A 22,905-nucleotide genomic window follows, 5' to 3' on the forward strand; every position below is an offset into this window, starting at 1 on the left:
CCAATGAAACTCAGGATGATTCGTCTTTTCATCTTGGAAGAGGCATTTTCAAGAAAACTTACCAATTTAACCCCAATCCTCAAACATTTGCTATTCCTCTGATTAATTAATCTATATGATTATATCAAATTTAATTTTTTGTTTATTATGTGCCATAAAAGCAATTTTTTTTGCCAAAAAACAAAAAGTTCCATTTAAACTCTCCAATTCCTGTTAAGAGGAAATTTTTTCAAGATCAAGGTCTTTCTCGACCGGGACCATAAATTTAACTGGAAGACCACGGCCTACGAGCCGGAGAAGGTTAAATGGCAGATAAAAAGGGCGGCCACTATGCCAGCCAGATCGGCTAAAAGGGCTGCCCAAACAGCATATCGGGGATCCTTGATTCCAGCCGCCCCAAAATAGACCGCCAGGACGTAAAAGGTCGTCTCCGTTGATCCCTGGATGGTTGAAGCCAGATAGGCCTCAAAAGAGTCCGGAGCTCGGGAAACGATTTCGCTCATCAAGGCGAAGGCCCCAGAGCCAGAAAGAGGTCTCAGTAGGGCTACTGGAAGAACCTCTGCCGGAAAGCCAATCAAGGATGTCAAGGGAGAGAGGGCCTCGGCCAGGACCCCAAAGGCCCCAGAGGCCCGGAACATCCCAATGGCCGTAAGGATAATAACCAAGTAGGGCATGATCTTTACGGCCACATTGAAACCTTCCTTGGCTCCCTCGCAGGCCGCCTCATAGACAGAAACCTTTTTGATAAGCCCATAGCTGGCCAAGGCCAGCATAAGTACGGGAACAAGCCAAGATGATATGACCTCTTTGACGGAGGAAAGAGGATCATCTGAGAGGATTATTTGATAAAAGGCAACGGCCACAAGGAAGAGGAAGGTTCCTTTGAGGGCCCAAGATATCAAAGGCCGGGATTCTGAAGCCTTGGGACTATCCGGCTCTTCAGACAGGCCCCCTTCGGTCCGGGGAGGTGGTTCTTGGCTGCGGTGGGCCAAGATTTTGGCCGCACAGATGGCTACCAGTGTGGAGACACTGGTGGCAAAGATGCTCGGCAAGATGATGGCCGCCGGCTCCCTGGCCCCAGCTGCAGCCCGGACGGCCATTACTCCCAGGGGAAGAAGGGTCACATTGGAGGTATTAATGGCCAGGAAGAGACACATCGCATCGGTGGCCACTCCCGGACGGGGATTAATCTTTTCCAGCTCCACCATAGCCTTTACCCCGAAGGGGGTAGCCGCGTTGCCCAGCCCCATAAGATTGGCTGAAAGATTGAGGATCATAGCGCTCATGGCCGGATGTTCTGGCGGCACTCTAGGAAAAAGCCTGATCATAATGGGTTTTAAACCCCGGGCTAAGGCCTTAAGAAGGCCCCCCTCTTCGGCAATCTTCATTAGCCCCAACCAAAGGGCCATGGGACCAATGAGCCCAATGGCCAAGTTGACCGCCCCTTTGGCAGCCTCAAAGGAGATCTTGGTTACAGAGTCCATCTGGCCGGTTAGAGCCGCTGTCAACACCGAGACCAGAAGCAGGCCAAACCAGATGGCATTCATGGGAGATTTCATTCTTCAGGCCCGCCCCTCTACCTCATCGCTCAGACGCCGGAAAAACTCTTCCATAAAACGATGTCTTTCCCAGGCCAAGCGGCGTCCAGTGACCGTAAGAAGGGTGTCCTTGATGCGAGAGAGCTTGACGACAAATTCCCGCCAAGCCGTATCTTCTGGCCCGTAGGCCGGGGCCTTTTCTACCTCAATTTCATGATTATGAAGTCTGGCCCCCACTTCTCCGGCAAACAAAAAGGCCCGGCCAATGCCTACAGCTCCTAGAGCATCCAGCTTATCGGCGTCATAAAGACATTTGGCCTCAAGACTCTCCGGGACCTTACTGTTTCGAAAACGGTGAGCGGCGATGGCCTCACAGACAGCAGTAATTATCCTCTCCGAAAGGCCATGCCTTTGGAGGATCTTCCGGGCCTCTTGGGCCCCCCAGGCGGCATGACAGACCCGGCCTCGGCTCTTTTTCTCTTCGGAGCGGCCAATGTCATGGAGGATAGCTGCAAGCCTGACAACATCAGGGTCAGCTCCCTCAGCCTCAGCAATCCTGAGGGCCAGACGTTCCACTCTTTTTACATGGTCATAGCGATGGCTGGCCGGATCAAGTTCATAGTATCTTTTGGCCTCGGCCTCAATGGCCTTAAATGTCTCCGGAGGAACCATTCCTTGCGGTCTTTTAGAGTTCAGGTATTTTGAGGCCATTTTTCTCCCCGCCGTTTTCCTTGCCAGAGATCTCTGGAGATGAGGGTGTCTTCAATGGCCGAAAGGACCGATCTTTTCTTAAGGCTCCATTCAGGGGCCAGGAGTTCTTTCTGTGGCGGATCAGAGACAAGGCGCTGAATGACTACCTGCCAAGGCAGAATGGCCAAGGATTCGCAGACAAGATCCACATACTGACTAAGACCGAGAGGACGGTAGTCTCCCCGAAGATAAGGCCCCTCTATTCCCGCCCCCTTGACGACATAAAGGACATGGAACTTGATCCCGTCAATTGGAGCCTCGGCCAGATGCTCAATAGTGGCCAACATCATGGTCTCGTCTTCCCCAGGAAGACCAAAAATGACATGAACACAGACCAAGAGGCCGGCCCCTTTGGCCATCTCCAAGGCCCGGAAGAAATCGGTCACGCCGTGGCCACGGTTTATCCGCTTGAGTGTCTCTTCATGGATGGACTGAAGACCTAGTTCAAGCCAGACCTCAAGGCCTTGGTCTCTATAAGAAGCAAGAAGCTCGATTACCTTTTTATCCACACAGTCTGGCCGGGTGCCGACGGAGAGGCCGACTATCCTTTCGTCAATAAGGCTTCGATCATAAATATCTTTAAGGCGTTCTATCGGGGCGTAAGTGTTGGAAAAAGACTGAAAATAGACCATAAATTTTCTGGCTTTGAAACGCTTGGTCAAAAAATCAATACCGGAGAGGACCTGCTCTTCGAGACCTATTCCCTTCGCAAGGGCTCCAGTCCCCGAGCCCCGGATATCACAGTAAAGACATCCCTTAAGGCCTTTGGTTCCGTCGCGATTGGGGCAGGAAAAGCCGGCATCAAGGGCTATTTTGTGGACCCTCTCACCGTATCGTTTCCGGAAATAAAGCCCCAGGGAATGGTAACGTTTAAGGTTTTCGAGTCTTTGGGGCCCGGCCTTCATCCTTCTTTTTCTTGTTCAAGGAGGCTCTTTACCAAAAGTAGGGCTTGAGTTCTATCTTTAACCTCTCCGAGGATAGCGGCTTCCTCTACGGCCTCCAAAAGCCTACGGAATATGGGACCGGGAGTAAGGCCCAGCTCCCTGATGAGATCATCACCTGTCAGGAGGCGAGGCCTTTTTATTACCGGTTCTACCTGCTGATGATAAAAACGATCAATCTCCCAGAAAAGGGCCGCTAGGGCCTCTTCGGCATCAGGGGGTTTGGCCTCTCCATTGCTAGCTAAGGTGTCGGCCATAGCCAAGAGAAAGAGATCCGGATAGGCCTGGCCGGTATCTTTAAGAAGACGCCTTTTGGCGCGAGGAGTCAGGGTCTTGTTTTTGAACTCCCGGAGGAGGTGGAAGGGGCGCATGTGGAGACGGATTAAGATGGCCACCTTTTCAGCCTCTTTGAGGCTGAGGCGCCATCTCCGGGCCCAGAGAATGAAGATCTCTGAGCCAACTAGGTCATGGTTATAAAATGTGGGGCGGCCATCTTTATAGGCCAAGGTCTGGGGCTTGCCTACATCGTGAAAAAGGGCGGCCAGTTTCAGTAATCTCCGGCTTCGGGATTCAAGTCGGACAAAGGAGGGATGAGGCCTTCCAAAGTATCTCTCCGGGACCATTAAGAGCTTTTCCATCATGGCTAGAGTCTCAAGACTATGTTCGAGGACATCAAGATGATGAAATCCAGGCTGAATCACTCCGACTCCGTCTTCAAGTTCGGGAAACAAGATCTCAAAGCTGCCTTCTTTCCTCATAGATCGAATGGCCGCTGCGGCCCTCCAGGTCTCAAAGATGAGATTGAGTTCAGAGATGATCCGCTCTGGGGCTACCCTTTTGAGCTCAGCCTTGTGTTGGGAGATAAGGGAGCGGGTCTCTGGCGAGACCCTGAATAAGAGTTCTGCCGAGAGCCGATAGGCCCTGAGGATCCTTAAAGGGTCTTTCTTGAAGACCTCTTCGGAGGTGGCCCGAATGAGTTTCTGCTGCAGGTCAGAAAGACCATGGGTGGGATCAATGAGAGAGCCTTTTTCCCTGAGAGCCTCTTCGATGAGTACGGCCAAAGCATTGATAGTAAAATCCCTTCTTTTAAGGTCTTCTTCAATGTTTCGAGTACCCTCACGAAAATCAGAAAAATCAAGGATGAGTTCCCCTTTTACAACCCGGGCTACACCTTCCCGATCATCCAGAAGGACAAAGGCTCCCCCCATTAGGTCCGCCACTTCTTTGGCCAGATAAATGGCCCCCTTGGGCACGGTTAAATCGATATCCCTTATTCTCCGACCAAGAATAATATCCCTCACCGTGCCTCCGGTAAGATAGGCAGGGGAGGGCAAGGGGAGCTCTTTAAGGATTCGCTTCAAGTGCGTTGGGAGCAGGATCATAACTATTAAAAATAAAAGCGGGCCCGAGGGCCCGCCCCTGAAGGCAGGATATAGCCTTATTTTTCTTTTTTCTCGCCCTTCGCTCCCTCTTTGGAGGAGTCTTTCTTTTTGCTTTCTGTTTTGCGAGCATAATCGGTCACATACCAACCTGACCCCTTGAGTTGGAAGGATGTATGGCTGATGAGCTTCTTTACCGTTCCCCCACAGCTCTGGCAGGTCTTAAGGGGATCATCGGAGATCTTCTGCCAGACTTCAAAGGTCTTGCCGCAACTCTCACACTGATACTCATAGATAGGCATAGATCCAGCACCTCCTTGACAACCTAATTGATATTGCAATACAGACGGTCAAACCTCGCTAAAACCCGATCAAGATTTTTTATTTTAACGCCGGCTAGGACTTTTTTCACCAGGCCATGAACAGACCTCTCCTCTGAGAAGTCCTCGTCTTCGGGCAGATGTTCAAAACGGCTGAAACGGACCATGTGGATCAATTCGTGGGTCAAAATATAGGTCAAAAACGGAAGAAGAAGCCCCGGAAGGCCCCCGCCTGTAGCCCGAAGAATCCGCTGGTCATTAAGAACTATTAGATAAAGGAAGTCCTTGTCCAGAGGGAAGTTTTTGGCCTCCTGAGGGAGACGATAAATGAGAAGCTGGGCAAAGGCCTCTAGGTGTTCTGGCCAAAAATACTGCTCCCTGGTCCAGACATCGTAAGGAAGACGGAGCCAACTTCTGGTTGAAAGGGCGTAATAATCGTGCACTGCCTCTTCGGCAATCATCTGGGCCTCAGCCAGGATGTGGAGATGATCCCTTCGGAAACGAGCCATAATCCCATTCAAAGATTAAAGGAGGTCTTTGGCCTGTCAAGAAGCTCCGGAAGACCTATAGGCCACTTCAATCGATTCCATTTATTTTTTAAATTAAAAATTATCTTGTTAATTAATTTGGGTTTTGGTAAGTCTTCCATAATAAAATTCTAAAAAGGAGGTTTTTTTATGAAGAGGTCCTTTTTATTTGCCCTTATCTTCTTGTTATGGGCGAGTCCTGGCTTTTCAAAGTTGACGTTTCCCAGTAAGCCTATCGACGATTTTGACACTTTTGTTAAGACCTACGATTCAAAGCGCTGCATGGAGTGCCACGAAGACATCTACAATGAGTGGAAAGAGTCTTATCATTCTCGATCCATGGTCTCCTCTATCAAAGGAATAGCCAATTTCTTTACCGTGGGTGTTCCCAAAGAGTGGGAAAAGCCTCTTACCAAAGGTGAAATCCTTAAATGTCTTGATTGCCACCTGCCTCAAATCAAATACGCCACTGATCGGCTGGCCAAAGAGATCGCCGGCTATATGATAGATGCCAAAGTGGCCAAGGGGGCCAAGAAGGAGAAGGCCATTGCCAAACTCAAGCAGCTCAACATTACCTGTTATGGCTGCCACAATATTAAGGCTGCCGGTACAGCCCCGGGAATCACTGGCCACATCGATCCTAATATCATCTTCACTGGTGGCGAAGGTGACTCCGATGCCCATGATACCGAACACGCCCCCATCTACAAGCGCTCCTTCTTCTGTACCCAGTGTCACGGGGTCTATATAGCGCCAGATGGTGAGAGCACCATGTGTAACACCCTTTCTGGAAGCTATATCCACAACTATATTGGCCAGGGAGGTCGCGAAACCTGTCAGGATTGTCATATGCATAAAAAGAATCGCGGCCACAGGATGCCTGGTGGTCATGATCTGGAAATCGTCAAAGAGGGTATTGAGTTTCAAGCTGAGATTAAGGGCTTCCGCTATGGTATCGGCAAGTGGATTCCGGCCGGCAACGTGGAGGTATTTTTAACCAACAAGGCTGGTCACCGTATCCCCGATGGGTGACTTTGGTCCGGCAAGGTGGTCCTGGAAGTGACCGCCAAAGATACGAAGACTGGTAAGGTCCTTTACAGAGATGAAAGAAAATACTTCGAGATCGGTCTAGACCTGGATGGTTACATGCGCTATGGCGCTTGGCAGATCAAGGAAATCGTCGATCTCACTCTTCAGCCCCTTAAGACCCAACACGAACGCTTCTTCTTTGTTCTGGATAAAAACGTCCAGGAGGCAGAGGTTACCGTAAACGTCTACTATTATATAAGCGGTAAAAAGGGTGACCTCATCTACCAGAAGAAAAAGATCCTAAGCTATAAAGAGCCTGAATAAAAAGGGCTTTATAAGGAGGAGGTCCTACCGGCCTCCTCCTATCTTTTTAAACCAGAGGAAGTATCACGTGGAAGCTTGCCCCTCCCTCTTTCCGATTGTGGACCTCCATTAGACCCTCCATTTCCTCCACCAGGCGAGCAGCAATAGAAAGACCCAAGCCGCTTCCTCTCTCTTTAGTGCTAAAGAAAGGGTTAAAAATCTTTTCCTTAAGATCCTCAGGTATCCCTGGTCCGCTGTCCTCTACATCGATGAGACAAAAGTCTTTTCGGCTTCGTTTGACCTTTCTGCAGGAAATCCTGACCTCTCCCCCCTGGGGAACGGCCTGAATGGCGTTTAGGATTAAGTTCATCAGGACTTGGATGAGCTGATTTTTATCGGCCCGGATGATCAGCCCCTCGCAAGGACCCACCTTGAGGCTGACGCCGGATCGACGGGCCTGGGGCTCCATCAGGGCCGAAACCTCGTTTAAGATCTTGGCTACACTTATGACGGCCGGGCTGGAAACCTTGGGCCTGGCAAAGGAGAGAAAACGATCCAGGATTTCGTTCAATCGCCCGATCTCCCTGATGAGGATATCAACCATTCGCCGGCGGGGAGACTCAGCAGGAATTTCATCAGAGATGATCTCCGCCGCGCCCTTAAGAGAGGCCAAAGGATTTTTTATCTCGTGGGCTAATCCGGCGGTAAGCTCACCTAAGGCCTGGAGTTTTCCTGAACGGATGAGTTGTTCCTCCATAAGTTTCATCTCTTCGAGGGTCTCGGCCAGCTGTCTGGTAATTTGCTCCTGGCGCTTTCGTTCTCGATGCTCTCGATCGGCCAGGGTCCCAACAATGATGCCTATGACGTTATAAAGGACGATCTCTAGGAATTTTTCTGTCGGAGGGGCCGGATCGTGATGGAGAAGATGGGAGAAAGCGTGGGGGAGATAGAGGATCGAGGTCACCAGGGAGGCCCCCAATGAACCCTTAAGACCAAAGATAAAGGCCCCAGAGATTATGGGTAAATAGTAAAGGCGGCGATAGATGTCGTGAAGCCAGGAGGTCTTGGGATCTGTTACGTAGTGAAGGGCAGTGATCGTCAGAATGGGTATCCAGATATAGATCCAGGCGGGTTTGCTCAGGACCCAGAGAAGACGGCGGGAATCATCTATTCTTTTCATGACGCCGGAGAGGTATCTGGTATTTCTCTATTCGATAAAGGAGAACATGGCGAGGAATCCGAAGAAAACGAGCCGTCTGACTCTGGTTATAGTTATTCATCTCAAGGGCCTTGATTATGACCTCTTTTTCAATGTCTAGAAGAGAGATTCCCTCTGGGGGCAGGGTGATATCGGTCCGGGGCTGAGATGACTCTTGTTCTAACTCAAGATACTCAAAAAGCTCCTCGGTGATATTTTCGTCTTCGGCTAAGAGAACCATCCGTTGGCAGACATTTTCCAGCTCTCGGACGTTTCCCCGCCAGGGAAGGGCCATGAGTCTTTTCATTACCTGGGGGGCAATCTGCCAGTTTCGCCCCGGGCCATAGACCTTGAGAAAATGCTCTATAAGGAGGGGAATATCCTCCGGGCGCTCCCTTAGAGAAGGAATCCTGATGGGAAAGACGTTCAGGCGAAAAAAAAGATCCTCCCGGAAAGAACCTTCCTTGACCATTCTTTCAAGATCTTTGTTGGTGGCGGCGATTATGCGAACATCCACCGGTCGAGGCTCCTCTGCCCCAAGGACGTCAATGGCCCGTTCCTGGATGACCCGCAGGAGTTTTGCCTGAAGTTCCACCGGCAGTTCGGCTATCTCATCAAGGAAGATGGTCCCCCCATGGGCCAATTCGAATTTGCCTTTTTTGTCCTTGAGGGCCCCAGTAAAGGCCCCCTTGCGATAGCCGAAGAGTTCGGATTCTAGGAGGTCACGGGGGATGGCCCCGCAGTTTATGGCCACAAAGGGTCCCTTTGATCGGAAACTCCTCTGGTGTATGCGTCTGGCTAAAAGTTCCTTGCCTGTTCCCGAGTCTCCGAGGATGAGGACCGTGGCCTCATGACCGGCTACCTTGTCGGCCAGATTGATCACCCTTTCCATGGCCGGGGAACGGAAGACCAGGTCCTTGGAGCCTTCCTTAAGCCTTCTCCGCAGTTCTTTTACTTCCTTCTGAAGGCCGAGATGCTCAAGGGCCTTTTTGACTACCAGTTTGAAGTGGTCCCGTTCACAGGGCTTGGGCAGAAAATCAAAGGCCCCTTCCTTCATGGCCCTTACAGCTGTAGCAATATCACCAAAGGCAGTGATAACGATGACCGGGATATGATGACGTCGTCCCCTGATGGCCCGGAGGACTTCCAGCCCGTCTATACCGGGCATCTTAAGGTCAGTGATCACTAAATCATATTCTCTTTGGAAAAATAGGGCCAAACCCTCCTGGCCATCCTTGGCCGCATCTACCCTGAGACCATCTTCTTCAAGATTAAAAAGCATTATTTCACGGAAGCTTTCATCATCATCGATCAAAAGGACCCGAGGTCTGGCCATCCGCGCCTTTTATCCTCCTTTTGGAGAGCCATATTGTTTGAGCTTAAAGCGTTTCCAGACAAAGTAAACTGCCGGGAGGATCACCAAAGTCAGGATGGTTGAAGAAATAAGGCCTCCTACCATAGGAGCGGCAATCCGTTTCATGACTCTGGTTCCGGTCTCGGTGCCAAACATAATTGGCAGAAGACCAATAGTCGTAGTGGATACGGTCATCAACTTTGGCCTTACCCTCTCGACAGCCCCTTCGATGACCACTTCTTTGAGTTCAGCCAGTCCCTTGAGGCCCCCGGCCCTCTGACAGCGCTCGTAGGCCTCATCAAGGTAGACAAGCATAACCACCCCTGTCTCCGCTGCAAGGCCGGCCAAGGCAATAAAGCCTGCAGCCACAGCTACCGAAAGATTATATCCGGCCAGCCAAAGCAGCCAGACACCTCCCACTAAGGCAAAGGGCAGAGAGAGAAGGACAATCATGGTCTCGGTAAGGTTCCGAAAATGGACAAAAAGAAGGATAAAAATGATGGCCAAGGTAATGGGGATAACAATGCTCAGTTTGGCCCTAACCCTCTCCATGTATTCATACTGTCCAGACCAGACCAGGGAGACTCCTGGAGGGAGCTTGATGTTTTCGGCAACCATCTTCTTGGCCCGAGAGACAAAACCGCCGATGTCTGAAGTCTTGAGATCCACATAGATCCAGGCTGTCCGCCGGGCATTTTCGCTTTTTATGGCCGGCGGCCCCTTGACGACCTTGATATCCGCCACCTGGCCCAAGGGAACGGTGTATCCCATGGATGTAGGGATAGCTAAGGTACGTATTTTATCAAGATTGTCCCTTAACTCTCGTGGATAACGCACGTTTACAGGATACCTCTCTAGGCCTTCTACTGTCCAGGTAACGTTCATTCCCCCGAGGGCACTTCTAATAACCTCCTGGACATCGGCCACCGAGAGGCCAAAGCGAGCAGCGTCTTCCCTGCGGATGTCAATATCGATGTAGTTGCCCCCGACGACCCTTTCAGAATAGACTGAAGAGACCTCGGGCATCTTTCGCAAAAGGGCTTCGATTTCCTGGCCTACCTGGGAGAGTTTGGCCAAGTCATCCCCAAGGAGTTTAATTCCCACGGGTGTCTTGATCCCTGTGGCTAGCATGTCGATCCTGGTCTTGATGGGCATGGTCCAGGCGTTGGTGAGTCCTGGGAATTGGACCATTTCATCAAGTTCCCGGATAATATCTTCAATAGTCTTGCCCTCGGGCCATTCCTCCTGGGGTTTTAGAATGATGGTAGTCTCGATCATTGAAAGAGGGGCCGGATCTGTGGCCGTATCTGCCCGGCCGATCTTCCCCCAGACATGGGCTACTTGGGGATGGGAAGCGATGATTTTATCGGTCTGCTGGAGAAGCTCTCGGGCCTTGGTGATACTGATACCCGGAGGGGTTGTCGGCATGTAGAGAAGATCCCCTTCATTGAGAGGGGGCATAAATTCAGACCCCAGGCGCTGATAGGGAAACCAGGTAACTGCCAGAATCACCACGGCCACGGCAATAGTTAGCCAGGGGAAGCGGAGGACGGCCCTGATAATCGGCCGATAAAGGGCGATAAAGAGGCGGCTTAAAGGATTTTTCTTCTCGGAGATGACCTTGCCCCGGACAAAATAGTACATCAAGACCGGGATTACAGTTACTGCTAGAACAGATGAGGCCGCCATGGCAAAGGTCTTGGTGAAGGCTAAGGGTCTGAAGAGCCTTCCCTCCTGCTGCTCCAGGAAGAAAATGGGCAGAAAGCTTATAGTGATGATGAGAAGGGAGAAGAAAAGCGCCGGTCCTACCTCCTGGGTGGCCTTAAGGACCAGATCAAAATGGGAGGCTTGAGGTTCTCTTTCTCGATACTTATGAAGGTTTTCGACCATAACCACCGAGGCATCGACCATGACTCCAATGGCGATGGCAATCCCACCAAGGCTCATGATGTTGGCGTTGATACCCAGGAGATACATAAGGAGAAAACTAATCAGGATGCCGGCCGGAAGGGTAAAGACGGCCACCAGGGCCGAGGGAAGATGAAGGAGAAAAAGGCTACAGATGACGGCAACGACGATAATTTCTTCGGTGAGTTTACTTTTAAGGGTATCGATGGCCCGGTAGATAAGCCCTGAACGGTCATAGGAGATCTGGATTTTGACGCCCTCGGGAAGCCCGGCCTTAAGTTCTTCAAGACGCTCCTTGACCCTCTTTATGACTTCCAAGGCGTTTTCCCCGTAACGAATAATCACAATTCCTGATACAGCCTCTCCCCGGCCGTCAATGTCAATGACCCCTCGGCGGATCTCCGGGCCTAGGTGAATGTCGGCCACCTGGGACAGAAAGACCGGGGTGTTGCTCTGGGGGTCAAGTTTGAGGGGAACCTTTTTAAGATCTTCAAGGGAGCGAATATAGCCCCGGCCACGGACCATGAACTCTGTTTCCCCCATCTCCAGGAGCCGTCCACCGACATCAAGGTTGGCCTTTCTGATGGCCTGATTGACATCCTTAAGGGTCAGGCCAAAAGCCCGGAGCTTTTCAGGGTCAATCTCTACCTGATACTGTTTGACATATCCACCGGCACTGGCCACTTCAGCTACTCCCGGGAGACTCATCAACTCGTAGCGGAGATACCAATCTTGAATGGAGCGGAGCTGGGCCAGATCGTGGCGATCAGAGGTAAGGGTATAGATAAAAACCCATCCCACCCCGGTAGCATCAGGGCCAAGCTGGGGAGAGACTCCTGGAGGAAGCTTGCCTTTAACAAAATTAAGATATTCAAGTACTCGGGATCGGGCCCAGTAAAGGTCTGTACCGTCCTCAAAGATGACATAGACCAGAGAGAAACCGAAGAAGGAGTAGCCTCGAACATTTTTGGCATAGGGCACTGAGAGCATGGCTGTGGTCAGGGGATAGGTAACCTGATCCTCTACCACCTGTGGGGCCTGGCCAGGGTACTCAGTGTAGATGATTACCTGGACGTCGGAGAGGTCCGGAATGGCATCAACCGGGGTGTGCCACATGGCCCAGGCCCCAAGGGCCACAAAGATGGCTGTAAGGAGTAAGATCAGAACGCGGTTCTCTAGGCTCTTCTGGATGATCCAGTTGATCATTTTTCAGCCCCTGCCTTCTTCTCAACGAGATCCATCCCACAGATAGGACATTCACCTGGCTCAAAACGGACGACCTCGGGATGCATGGGACAGGTCCAATAGCTATCGACGTTTTCTCCCTGGCCCCGGTGGTCTTGATGGTCTGTTTTTTGGGGGGCAGGGGAGATCTGTGAGTCGTCCTTTTGCGGCAAAGCCTTCGGGCTTCCGCCATGTTGGTGTCCGCCCATAAATTTTCCAGCAGCCTCTTTGAGCTTGCTTTCGGAATCAAGGAGAAATTGACCGGAAAGGACCACCAACTCCCCTTCTTTAAGACCATCCCGGACCTCGACCAAGCCGCCATCTCCACTAAGACCGGTGGTGATCTCTCGCAGGCTGAAATGCCCCTGACCTTCGGCCACAAAGACCACTTCCCTTTCTCCGGTAGGGATGACCGCTTCTTCTGGAATGATGAGGACGTTTTCCTTCCGAGGGGCCTTGATCCGAACGGTAGCAAACATCCCTGGAAGAAGGGCCAGATCAGGATTCCGGAACTCCAGGCGTACCTTTAACGTCTTGGTTTGAGAATTAAGGGTCGGGTAGATAAACGAAAGCCTTCCCAGCCAAGTCCTTCCGGGATGATAGCTGAGCTTGAGGACCGCTGGCTGATTGAGACGAATCCAGGGGACATCCTGTTCATAGACCTCGGCCTTGACCCATATGCGACTGAGATCTGCAAGGAGATAAAGGTCACTTCCTGCTGGTACATAGTCACCTTCGAAGATCTTTTTCTCAAGGATGAATCCCGAGGCCGGAGCCGTGATGATTACGGTCTCCAGGGCCCGGCCTAGGCGCCTGATCTTCTTCAGATGTTCCTCTGAAAGTCCCAGTAGCCTTAACCTTTTGGCCGCTGAACGGGCCAGTGGACTCTTGGGCCCGGACCTCTTGAGGGCCAGGAGGTATTCTTCCTGAGCAGTCAGGATCTCGGGAGAATAGATCTCCAGGAGTTTTTGCCCTTTTTTAACAAACTGACCGGTTTCGTCGGCAAAAAGTCTCTCCACCCAGCCCGAGAACCGGAGGTTGACCACCTTGATTCCGTCTTCAGGGGCCTCAATGAGACCGATGGTTCGGATAATGTGGACCAAGCTACCACGACTCACCCGGGCCAACCTGACACCCATATTTTGAACTACCGCCGGATCAATGATAATAGTACGAGTAGATTGAGATTTTTTGCGCAAAGGGACCAGCTCCATACCACAGATAGGACAACGGCCTGGGCCTTTTTGGATTACCTGGGGATGCATCCCGCAGGTATAAAGGGCCTCTTCCGGGGATTCTTCGGGAGAGGCTTCTGGAGGGGGTTTGGGGGTGTGTTGTTCGGCCCAGGCCGGTCCTAACCCTGAAAATAAAATCATTATTAGAGAGATAAATCCGAAAAGATGCCTGAACAAAGTGGTTCTAGGGACCATTGTCAACCTCTCTATTGGAGTTGCTGCCCAATCAGGGCCTCTATTTCGGCCCTTTGGATAGCGGTCTCAGCCGTGGCTCGAAGGACAGTCCTCTCAAAATCCAGAAGTTCCAACTCGGCTTTAAAAAGAGACTCAAAGTCTGCTTTGCCCGTCTGGTAGGCTGAAAGGGTGGCCGTTAGGGTCTCCCTGGCCTTGGGGACCAGCCCTTTCTGGTAAAACTCAGCCTTTTTAGCTGCCCGTTCCCAGGCCGAAAGGGCTGCTTCCAGGCGGGCTCCAATTTCATCCACCAGCCGCCGATAGCGGGCTTCAGCGGCCCTGGCCTCGGCCAGAAATTGTTGACGTCGGGCCTCAAAGCGGCCCTTATAATCAAAAGGAAGCGGTATGGAGATCCCAAGGGAGATAAAGTCTGTTCCAGGATCAACTCCGGCTGGTCTCCGGTAGCGGTAGCCGGCCCAGAGGGTAACGTCAGGCCATCTCTCCCAGGCCGCAGCCTCGGCCGCAAGCCTTTGGGCCTGGGCGTATTCCCGTTCTCGTTTAAGCAGGGGACGTTGGTCAAGAGCAAGAGAGATAAGCTCCTCTAGCCGGAGGGATGGGGCCGAGGCATGGATGATCTCCGGGGTAGGGATTGGGACCGTCGGCTGTCTATGGACGGCAGCGTTCAGGACGGCGGTAAGCTCTCGATCTTTTTGTTCAAAGTCCAAAAGGTCATCCTGGAGACGGTCCCTGAGACTCTCCAGACGGAGGAGGTAGAACTGTCTGGCAGCTCCGGCCTCATAGCGAGCCTTGACCGCTGAAAGCAGCTCCTCCACCAAGCCGATGTGTTCTTCGGTAAGCTTACCAAGCTCCCTTATAAGATAGAGCTGATAATAGCCTTTTTTGATCAACCCCTGAAGGCGGACCTTTGCTTCCTCAAGCTCCCAGCGCTTTACCCGATATTCTGCCTCTGCCTTCAGGCGGCGTTTTTCGTTCTTGCCAGGGAAGGGTATCCTCTGGGCCAACTTGAACTGGATCCCCGACATGGCAGATTCCCCTAAAGAGAGAGAATCGTGGGGAACGTTGCTGTACTCTATAGAGAGAACTGGATCCATCCAGACCTGGACGGCTCTAGTCTTGGCCTCAAGGGCCTTAAGCTGGGCCTTTAAGGATTCTATCTCCAGATTGGCCTCAAGGGCCCGTTGGACTAGGAACTCTACCGTCTCTTGGGCCGGAGCCGAAATGGCCATGGCCGGGAAGAAAAAGGTCAAAATAAATAGACCTAGAGTGCGAATTTTTAAAAAGGGCATAATTCCTTCCTGAAAGGCTTTTTGTTTTTTGGAGGAAATCCTGCTAAGACCGTGCCAAATATAATTTTCGGAAACCCATAAAAAAATGTTTATTTATTTTGGGCCTTTAATTCAAAGAAAAGAGGCCTTGGGGGCGGGGGCAAGAAACACTAAAAAGATCGGAATTTAGAAGGGGGGGATGGACTGAAGAATAGTGCCTGACCCTTGTAGAAAATTCTACATTTTATCTTGATTGTTCTCCTATGGGATAAGAGCCCAACCACTCCAGATGGGTACAACTTTGGGCCATCTCTTCAATACCTTCTCGGACGGCCTTGTCTTCAATATGACCCAGAATGTCGATGAAGAAGAGATACCGCCAGGGCTCTCCTTTGACTGGACGGGATTCTATCTTGGTCATGTTGATCCCCCGTCTAGCAAAGGGCTGAAGGGTCTCAAAAAGGGCTCCTGGTTTATCGGCTAGGCTGATAATGAGAGAGGTCTTATCCCGACCGGTTGGACTGGGACTTTCTTTGCCGATGATCAAAAAGCGAGTAGCGTTGCCCCGAAAATCTTCGATGTGGGCGGCTACAACCTGGAGGTGATAGGTCTTGGCCGCCAGGGAACTGGCAATAGCGGCGATAGAAGCATCCACCGCTGCCCAACGGGCGGCATAGGCCGTTGAAGAGGCCTCTTCCGTAGGTACTGAGGGCAGGTGTTTTCTCAGCCAACGTCGGCACTGGGCCAAGGCGTGGGGGTGGGAGATAACCTTGCGAATGTCTTCGAGGCGACCAGTCTGGTTAATAAGATCATGGGTTACAGGAACATAGACCTCACCGCAAATCTTAAGTCGGTATTCAGAAAAGGCATCAAGGGTCGAGGCCACGGTTCCCTCGATGGAGTTCTCTACCGGGACCACACCAAAATGGCAGCGTCCGGATTCGACCTCCTCGAAGACATCAAGGATGGTCTCCACTGGGGTAAAATCCGCCGCTTGGCTGAAGAAGTTAATAGCCGCAATATGACTAAAGGTAGCCTCTGGGCCCAAATAGGCAACCTTCATTGGTTGCTGAGCCGTACGACAGGTGTTGATGATCTCAGCATATATGGCCTTGAGAGACTCCGGCGGAAAGGCCCCGGCATTAAGATCAATGACTCTGGCAAGAATTTCCTTTTCTCGCGAAAGATCAAGGGCCTTTTGGGCCGAATGGCGTTTGATCTCGCCGATCCTTTTGGCCAGAGCAAAACGTTCTCCTAGAAGACGAACTATCTGGCGGTCTATCTCGTCAATGGATTTGCGAAGTTCAAGGAGCCTTTCTTTGTTGGCCATAGCGCTCAAGTTTAAGGCAAAGAACCCTTTTTGCCAAGGACCATCTAGGCGGAATCGGTTTGGCAAGTTAAGTAGCCAAAGCATTTAAAAAAATGGGGGGGGCCGCGGCCCCCCCCATTTTTTTAAAAAACCGTAATCTTGGGGCTAGAAGAAATAGTAGAAACTTCCACTTAGACGGTTCAGCTTTCCGTCATCGGAGTGATAATCGGCCCTGATGTACATGTACTCGGCCCCGACAGCGAACTCCTTGGTTATTCGATAGAGAAAGTTAGCATAATACATTTGTTGCTGAAGCCGAGCACCACTGACTCCAAAAAGATCGTCATTATCAGGGTTGTCGATCCCCCAACCAAAGTGAGTCACCAGTTTAGGGCTTAAAAAGAGCTCAAGTTCAATATAACCACCTACGGCATCGATCTCATCGACGCTGACGATTTGCTCACCGGTATTAAGCTTATCCAGCCTAGTTACGTATCTGCCGGTGCTGGTATAGAACCGTGCTCCCTGATTGACGCCAGCGGAATAGTAGCCATCAAAGTTTCGACCATACCAGATCTCTCCTAGAAGAAAGGCCTTACGGGCTGTAGGTAAAGGAACCTTGGCTTCAAGGCCGATGGAGTAACTATCGGCCTTTTCATCCCCACCGCTTTGGACCGAATACTCCTCCTGGGAATAATGCCCCCAGAGGGCAACTAGGGCCTGGCGGCCAAAAAGCTTGCTCTCATAGGCCACCCGAGCCTCCACTCCGGGGAGGCCCGTCTTGTTGGATGGATCCTCGTCAAAGACGATGCTGGTGTCTTTGGGAAAGGCGTATGGTTTTTCGGCAGCTACCTGAAGGCGGAGGGTATCCTCACCCAACTTAAACCATTTGGTCAGCCTGATCTGTGGCATCCGGTAGCCGGGATTCCCCATAAAGGTGCCGGAGGGAAAGTTTGAAAGGTGAGGATAGAGTTGAGAGATGGTCAACCAGTCAAGGCCGGCAAGAAGTTGCCAAGTGCCCTTTTCCACCCCTAGGAAGACCCTTCGAGCCCGAACTGGAGAGTGGTTAGGATTCCAAGGAAGCTTATCTTCTCCGTGAGTATCAGTATAGAAATCCATCTCCATCTTACCGAAAAGCTTCCAGTTATCGTAGGGTTTCAAGAAATTGAAACCAAAGCGGCTGTGACGGAAGTTGATAGTGGCTGAGCTGTTTTTGTCCTGAGGCAGGACATAAAGGACATAGACGTCCCCTACAGCGCTTGCATCCTGCCAGATAGCATCGATCTTAAAAAAGCCATAGAAGTCAATAGCACTTGGGGAGGAACCATAGGCCCCTTTGGAGAAAAAGGAATGTTTTTTCTTGGAAGGGGCGGTAATAAGGGCCTGGGCTGGAGCCGGGGCCGGGGCCTTGGCCTTGAGCTCTTCGACCTCTTTTCTAAGGAGGGCATTTTCCTTCTTGACCTCTTCGAGCTCTTTTTTAAGCTCAAGGATCATTTTCTTTAAATCTTCATTCGCCGAGCTTGCCCTGACAGGACCAGCCACCATCAGGGTGGCCAAAAGGAAAAGGGTGATTTTTAGCCAGATCCTCATTCATTAACCTCCTTAAATTTTTTTGAATTTTTGAATGAAAATAAAGGGGTGGCCCCCAATGACTTGGCCCCAAACATATGTTTAAAAAAATCCGCAGATACTTAACTTGAAATTCGTGTTAGAGTTTGTAGCAATTTTTACAAAATGAAGCTTCATTCATTTTAAAATTATCCTGGCCTATACCGAAAGTGGACAGAATGGTCAAGTTCATTTTGGTCAACTTACAAATTGGTCTGGCCGCCATTAGGGCCAACCAGCTCCGCTCGGCATTGACCGCCCTGGGAATCATTGTCGGAGTGGCAGCTGTCATCCTTACGCTGGCCATTGGTTCGGGAGCCAGCCAGGAGCTAGCTAGACAGATCGCCAGCATTGGCTCAAACATCATTCTGGTCCTTCCAGGAACGGCCACCTCATCCGGGGTTCGGTTGGGGCTCGGCTCCGGTCGCTCCTTAACTGTCCAGGATGCCCTGGCCATCAGACAGAGGTGTCCATCGGTGGTTAGGGTGAGCCCCTTCTGGGGAAGCGCTGTCCAGGTAATTTATCGGCGGGCCAACTGGACGACAGCCCTTAATGGTTGCTGGCCAGAGATGTTTCCCATCCGCAACTGGCAACTCTTCTCTGGGCGCTTTTTCTCCGAGGCAGAGGTCCGCTCCGGAGCCAAGGTAGCCGTTTTGGGAATGACTGTTGTTCGAGAACTCTTTGGGGCTGAAGATCCCCTAGGGAAGATCATCCGTATAAACAGGATCCCCTTTAAGGTAATCGGTATCCTTGAAGAAAAGGGGGCCTCACCCCGAGGAGATGATCAGGATGATCGGATCTACGTACCCATTAGCATGGCTCAGAGAAGGATCCTTGGCCCCAAGATCCCTGGTCAAGTCCAGGCCATCCTCGTTCAGGCCCGATCTCTAGAGCTTCTCTCTCAGGCCCAAAAGGAGATCGCCTCCGTCCTCCGTCAGACCCATCGCCTTTCTCCAGAGGCCGAAGACGACTTTACCATCCGCAATCTTTCGGAGATGCTTTCCTTGGCCCAGCGTTCAGCCAATCTTATGGCCCTACTTATGGGATCAATCGCCCTTATCTCCCTAGTAGTCGGGGGCATTGGGATCATGAACATTATGCTTGTCTCCGTAACAGAACGGACCAGGGAGATCGGCATAAGGATGGCCGTAGGGGCCAGGCCCAGAGACATTCTGGGCCAGTTTCTCTTGGAGTCAGTGGCCCTTTGTCTGGTCGGTGGGACAGTGGGTATTGTTCTAGGGATAGTTGGGGCCGAATTGCTCCGCCTCTTTACCGGCTGGCCAATCTATATCTCTTGGTGGGCGGTGATCTTGGCGGCGTTGTTTTCAAGCGCTGTAGGCCTCTTCTTCGGCTTATATCCAGCCCGCAAGGCCGCCTACCTTGATCCCATCAAGGCCCTTCGCTACGAGTAGATCATGGCCAGACCTCTCGTATCAGTCATCATCCCTACTTACAATCGACGGTCCCTTGTTGGGGAAGCTGTCAAAAGTGTCCTTTCTCAAACCTATCGCCCTCTGGAACTCATTGTGGTTGATGATGGCTCAACCGACGGTACCGAAGAACTTCTTAGGGAGTATCCCCTTAGATATATTCGGATTCCCCACCAGGGGGTCAGCCGGGCCCGAAATCAAGGGGTTCAGGCCAGCAGAGGGGAGATCATCGCCTTCCTTGATAGTGATGATCTTTGGCTTCCGGACAAGCTTTTTTACCAGGTAGCCTTCTTCTCGGCCCATCCCTCGGCTCTCATCTGCCAGACTGAAGAAATCTGGTTTCGCCGGGGCAAACGGGTAAACCCCAGGAAAAAACATCGTAAACCTGATGGCTTTATGTTTTACGAATCCCTTAAGTTGTGTTTAATTAGCCCTTCTGCAGTGGCCATGAGACGGGAGCTATTTAGTCTTGTCGGTGGTTTTGATGAAGACCTTCCCGTCTGTGAGGATTACGATCTCTGGCTAAGAATAACCTCGCGCTTTCCGGTCTATCTTATAAAGCATCCCTTGGTCATCAAAAGGGGAGGCCACGAGGACCAGCTCTCTAGAAGGTTTGGCCTTGATTTTTATCGTCTTAAGGCCCTGGCTAAGATCTATCGGCTACCCCATCTCACCTCTGAGATGAAGATGGCTGTAGCCCGAGAAGCTTCCCAAAAAGCAGCTATTTTTATTGCCGGAGCCGAAAAAAGAGGCCGCCGTGGGGTGGCCCAACAGGCCCGAGACATCTTGGCCTTGTTTAACGAAGAGGGCTAAAATGGCCCCGTCTCATGAAAAAATATCGTATAGGAGATCCTATGATCGGCATAGGCTTAAGACCTGTTAAGATTGGTTTTGCCCAAGAGGAAAAGGAGCGCCTCCTTAAGAGCCTTTATGATTACTACGAACAGATCCTCTCCAAGGTGGAGTTAGCCTGCAGGCCGAAATGTGCCGCCTGTTGCACCCACAACGTCACTCTCACCAGCACCGAGGCCTTTTATCTCTTGAAAGGCCTCAAAGAAAAAGGGCGCCTTGATCTCCTTGAACGTGTAAAAAGAGCCTCCTCTCGGCCCCGGTACCGACCAGCAGTAACCACTAACGAGTTGGCCAAGATATGTCTGCAAGGTCAGGAACCTCCGACCGAAGAAGGACACACCCCTGGGGACTGCCCCCTTCTTGAAGACGATCTCTGCCCGATTTATGAATTTCGGCCCTTTGCTTGCCGGAGTCTTATCTCTAAAGTCCCCTGTCCGGAAAAAGGAGAGGCCCTGATACCACCTCACCTCTTTACCCTCAATACGGCCCTTCTTCAGGTTCTGGAATATATTGATCTCGGAGGCCTTTATGGAAACATGATCGATGTAATTCTCTTTCTTGAGGCCTGGGAGAGGGGAGAAGGGCAAATCATTCCTGATCATCTCCTCTCCTGTCATCCAATTCCAGAACTGGCTGTTCCCCCTGAACATGACCACGTGGTTCGTCCGGCAATTGGACGCCTCTATCGCCAAGAGATCGACGGCCGAAGGTTCATCGATCGACTTGAAGACCTTGAGACCGCCTTGGGTGAGGAGCCCCTGAGTTTTCTGACCGAGTTGTAATAAATGAAGACAACGAGATTGATACTTATCCGCCACGGAGAACTGGAAAGCCCTAAGCCAAAGGTCTTTCACAGCCAAAATGATGTTCCTCTTTCAGATAAAGGACGAATAAAGATGGAAACGATTGTCCGGGGGCTTGCGGGGCTTCCTATTTGTTGTGTGGCCAGCAGTGACCTCTCACGGACTACTTACGGGGCTAATCTTTTGGCCCACACAGGAGGAATCCCTCACCTGGTGGACTGCGGTTTCCGGGAGATTAATTTTGGGACCTGGTCTGGACTCAGCTGGGAAGAAATCGAAAAGGGCTGGCCCGGGGAGCTTGAAAAACGCTTTCAGGATCCACTTAACCATCGACCCCCTGGGGGCGAGAGCCTTCTAGAACTAAGAGACCGGGTAATGAAGGCCTTGGAGGAGCTCTTAGCTACCTATCCTGGAGAGCTTTTGGCCCTCTTCGCCCACGGGGGAGTAAATCGCGTCATTCTTGCTGAGGCTTTAGGGCTTCCCCTCAAGAATATTTTCCGTCTCCAGCAGGACTATGGCTGTCTTAACCTGATTGATTACATTGAGGATGGTCTTTGCTTGGTAAGAGTGGTAAATGCCCCTTACAAGACCTCGGTTAAAGACCTACTTTACCGCAATGATTGGCCCTGAAGATGCTTAAAGGTCACGGTGGCGACATATACAGAGCAGCCAAAGAGGCTGGCATCGATCCCCAAAAACTCATTGATCTTTCTGGCAATATTAATCCTTTAGGGCCCCCGAAGGGGCTTTTTGAATTTTTGGCACAAAATCTCGATCTCATCAGCCGGCTTCCCGAACCAGACCTTCTTTCTCTAAGGAGGGCCATAGCCAGACGCCTCAAGTTGAGAGTCGAAGAAGTCTTTCCGGCCCCTGGGACCACTGATTGGATATATCTCTTGCCGGCTATCTTTAGGCCCAAAGAAGTGGTCATTTTTGGTCCCACCTATGCCGATTATGCCGATGCAGCAGCCATCTGGGGGATTAAGGTCATCTATCTTATGCCCCAGGCCCCTGAGGCCTGGCCGAAGCTTTGCCTGCCTCAAGGGTCCTCAAAAAGGCTATATTTTCTCTGCAATCCCAACAATCCCACTGGGGGCCTTCTTAAGAGGGAGCAGATCTTAAACCTTGCTGAAACCTTAAAAGGGCAGGGAATCCTGGTAGTTGATGAATCATATCTTCCCTTTGCTTCCGGAGATGAGGACTCTTTGGCCTACGGAGGACTTCAGGAAAATATCATTGTCTTGCGATCTTTTTCAAAAATCTATGCTATTCCGGGCCTGAGGCTGGGCTGTCTTTTGGCCCCAATGGCCATCTCTCCTCAGCTCAAACCCCATGTTCGCCCTTGGTGGGTGGGGACCCTGGGGGCTGAGGTCGGGATCTATCTCCTTGAGCAGAAAATCTTTGAAGATGAAACCAGGTCTTATCTCTATAGGGAAAAGGAACGCATCTACCAACGGCTTCGAGAAATTAAGGGACTTTGGTTCCTGGAGTCAACGACAACCTTCATCCTCTGTCGTCTTAGATTCCCCAAGGTCAAGGAACTTTATAATCGACTTCTGCGACGTGGATTTCTTGTTAGGCCTTGTGGTAACTTTGTTGGTTTAGATGATCATTACTTCCGTTTCTCTCTCAAGGATCCCTCAACTAACGACCGTTTTCTTAAGGCCTTGGAGGAAGAACTAGTTGACATGGATTGATAATTAAAGTTAAAGGCCCAAAAACCCTGTCGGGAGGAAGGAT

The 22,905-nt window shown here is 51.1% G+C and carries 19 protein-coding genes; 6 read left to right on the forward strand and 13 right to left on the reverse strand.

The window, feature by feature from the left end; all coding sequences use genetic code 11:
• Positions 1–284 precede the first annotated feature (284 nt).
• From ACXJJX_RS00435 to ACXJJX_RS00460, 6 genes are all read right to left on the reverse strand, one after another.
• Entirely contained in the window at positions 285–1,559 is a 1,275-nt protein-coding gene (locus tag ACXJJX_RS00435; protein ID WP_456430799.1) for a spore maturation protein, read from the reverse strand.
• A 3-nt stretch (positions 1,560–1,562) separates the two neighbouring features.
• Complete coding sequence (locus ACXJJX_RS00440; RefSeq protein ID WP_456430801.1) at positions 1,563–2,249, reverse strand: HD domain-containing protein; 687 nt, start codon at positions 2,247–2,249, stop codon at positions 1,563–1,565.
• Positions 2,231–3,193: a tRNA modification radical SAM protein MnmL/YtqA gene (mnmL, locus tag ACXJJX_RS00445; RefSeq protein ID WP_456430803.1), complete on the reverse strand. Its 963-nt coding sequence runs from the start codon at positions 3,191–3,193 to the stop codon at positions 2,231–2,233. Before mnmL ends, ACXJJX_RS00440 begins: the two co-directional genes overlap by 19 nt.
• A complete protein-coding gene (locus ACXJJX_RS00450) occupies positions 3,190–4,563 on the reverse strand; it encodes a CCA tRNA nucleotidyltransferase (protein WP_456430805.1) in 1,374 nt (457 codons plus the stop codon). Before ACXJJX_RS00450 ends, mnmL begins: the two co-directional genes overlap by 4 nt.
• A gap of 104 nt (positions 4,564–4,667) precedes the next feature.
• A complete protein-coding gene (locus ACXJJX_RS00455; RefSeq protein WP_456430807.1) occupies positions 4,668–4,910 on the reverse strand; it encodes an FmdB family zinc ribbon protein in 243 nt (80 codons plus the stop codon).
• Positions 4,911–4,933: 23 nt separating this feature from the next.
• Positions 4,934–5,437 carry a hypothetical protein gene (locus ACXJJX_RS00460; RefSeq protein WP_456430809.1) on the reverse strand — a complete coding sequence of 168 codons (504 nt, stop codon included), beginning with the start codon at positions 5,435–5,437 and terminating at the stop codon, positions 4,934–4,936.
• 168 nt (positions 5,438–5,605) lie between these two features.
• Between ACXJJX_RS00460 and extKL the strand changes: the two genes are divergently transcribed.
• Entirely contained in the window at positions 5,606–6,808 is a 1,203-nt protein-coding gene (gene extKL / locus ACXJJX_RS00465) for a multiheme c-type cytochrome (seleno)protein ExtKL (protein WP_456430811.1), read from the forward strand.
• A gap of 46 nt (positions 6,809–6,854) precedes the next feature.
• Here extKL and ACXJJX_RS00470 read toward each other — a convergent pair whose 3' ends face one another.
• From ACXJJX_RS00470 to ACXJJX_RS00500, 7 genes are all read right to left on the reverse strand, one after another.
• Positions 6,855–7,967 carry a two-component system sensor histidine kinase NtrB gene (locus ACXJJX_RS00470; RefSeq protein ID WP_456430813.1) on the reverse strand — a complete coding sequence of 371 codons (1,113 nt, stop codon included), beginning with the start codon at positions 7,965–7,967 and terminating at the stop codon, positions 6,855–6,857.
• The gene (locus tag ACXJJX_RS00475) at positions 7,951–9,321 is read right to left on the reverse strand and encodes a sigma-54-dependent transcriptional regulator (RefSeq protein ID WP_456430815.1); all 1,371 of its coding nucleotides are present in this window, start codon (positions 9,319–9,321) and stop codon (positions 7,951–7,953) included. Before ACXJJX_RS00475 ends, ACXJJX_RS00470 begins: the two co-directional genes overlap by 17 nt.
• Positions 9,322–9,330: 9 nt before the next feature.
• Positions 9,331–12,453 carry an efflux RND transporter permease subunit gene (locus ACXJJX_RS00480; protein WP_456430817.1) on the reverse strand — a complete coding sequence of 1,041 codons (3,123 nt, stop codon included), beginning with the start codon at positions 12,451–12,453 and terminating at the stop codon, positions 9,331–9,333.
• Positions 12,450–13,901, reverse strand: a complete 1,452-nt coding sequence (locus tag ACXJJX_RS00485; RefSeq protein ID WP_456430819.1) for an efflux RND transporter periplasmic adaptor subunit — start codon at positions 13,899–13,901, stop codon at positions 12,450–12,452. The genes ACXJJX_RS00480 and ACXJJX_RS00485 overlap by 4 nt, the downstream gene beginning before the upstream one ends.
• 11 nt (positions 13,902–13,912) lie before the next feature.
• A complete protein-coding gene (locus ACXJJX_RS00490; RefSeq protein ID WP_456430821.1) occupies positions 13,913–15,184 on the reverse strand; it encodes a TolC family protein in 1,272 nt (423 codons plus the stop codon).
• 223 nt (positions 15,185–15,407) lie between these two features.
• On the reverse strand, positions 15,408–16,493 hold the full coding sequence (gene pheA / locus ACXJJX_RS00495) for a prephenate dehydratase (protein WP_456430823.1): 1,086 nt from the start codon (positions 16,491–16,493) through the stop codon (positions 15,408–15,410).
• Positions 16,494–16,637: 144 nt separating this feature from the next.
• Positions 16,638–18,062, reverse strand: a complete 1,425-nt coding sequence (locus ACXJJX_RS00500; protein WP_456430825.1) for a hypothetical protein — start codon at positions 18,060–18,062, stop codon at positions 16,638–16,640.
• A 197-nt stretch (positions 18,063–18,259) separates the two neighbouring features.
• On the opposite strand from ACXJJX_RS00500, the gene ACXJJX_RS00505 reads away from it, so the two are divergent.
• The 5 genes from ACXJJX_RS00505 to cobD are packed head-to-tail and all read left to right on the forward strand — an operon-like array spanning position 18,260 to position 22,862.
• Positions 18,260–19,492, forward strand: coding sequence for an ABC transporter permease (locus tag ACXJJX_RS00505; protein ID WP_456430827.1), 1,233 nt, complete (start codon positions 18,260–18,262; stop codon positions 19,490–19,492).
• Between the two features lie 3 nt (positions 19,493–19,495).
• A complete protein-coding gene (locus ACXJJX_RS00510) occupies positions 19,496–20,323 on the forward strand; it encodes a glycosyltransferase (RefSeq protein ID WP_456430829.1) in 828 nt (275 codons plus the stop codon).
• 41 nt (positions 20,324–20,364) lie between these two features.
• Positions 20,365–21,144, forward strand: a complete 780-nt coding sequence (locus tag ACXJJX_RS00515; RefSeq protein WP_456430831.1) for a YkgJ family cysteine cluster protein — start codon at positions 20,365–20,367, stop codon at positions 21,142–21,144.
• A 3-nt stretch (positions 21,145–21,147) separates the two neighbouring features.
• Complete coding sequence (locus tag ACXJJX_RS00520) at positions 21,148–21,795, forward strand: histidine phosphatase family protein (RefSeq protein ID WP_456430833.1); 648 nt, start codon at positions 21,148–21,150, stop codon at positions 21,793–21,795.
• Between the two features lie 2 nt (positions 21,796–21,797).
• Entirely contained in the window at positions 21,798–22,862 is a 1,065-nt protein-coding gene (cobD, locus tag ACXJJX_RS00525) for a threonine-phosphate decarboxylase CobD (RefSeq protein WP_456430835.1), read from the forward strand.
• Positions 22,863–22,905 lie beyond the last annotated feature (43 nt).

This window comes from Thermosulfuriphilus sp. (assembly GCF_054026695.1).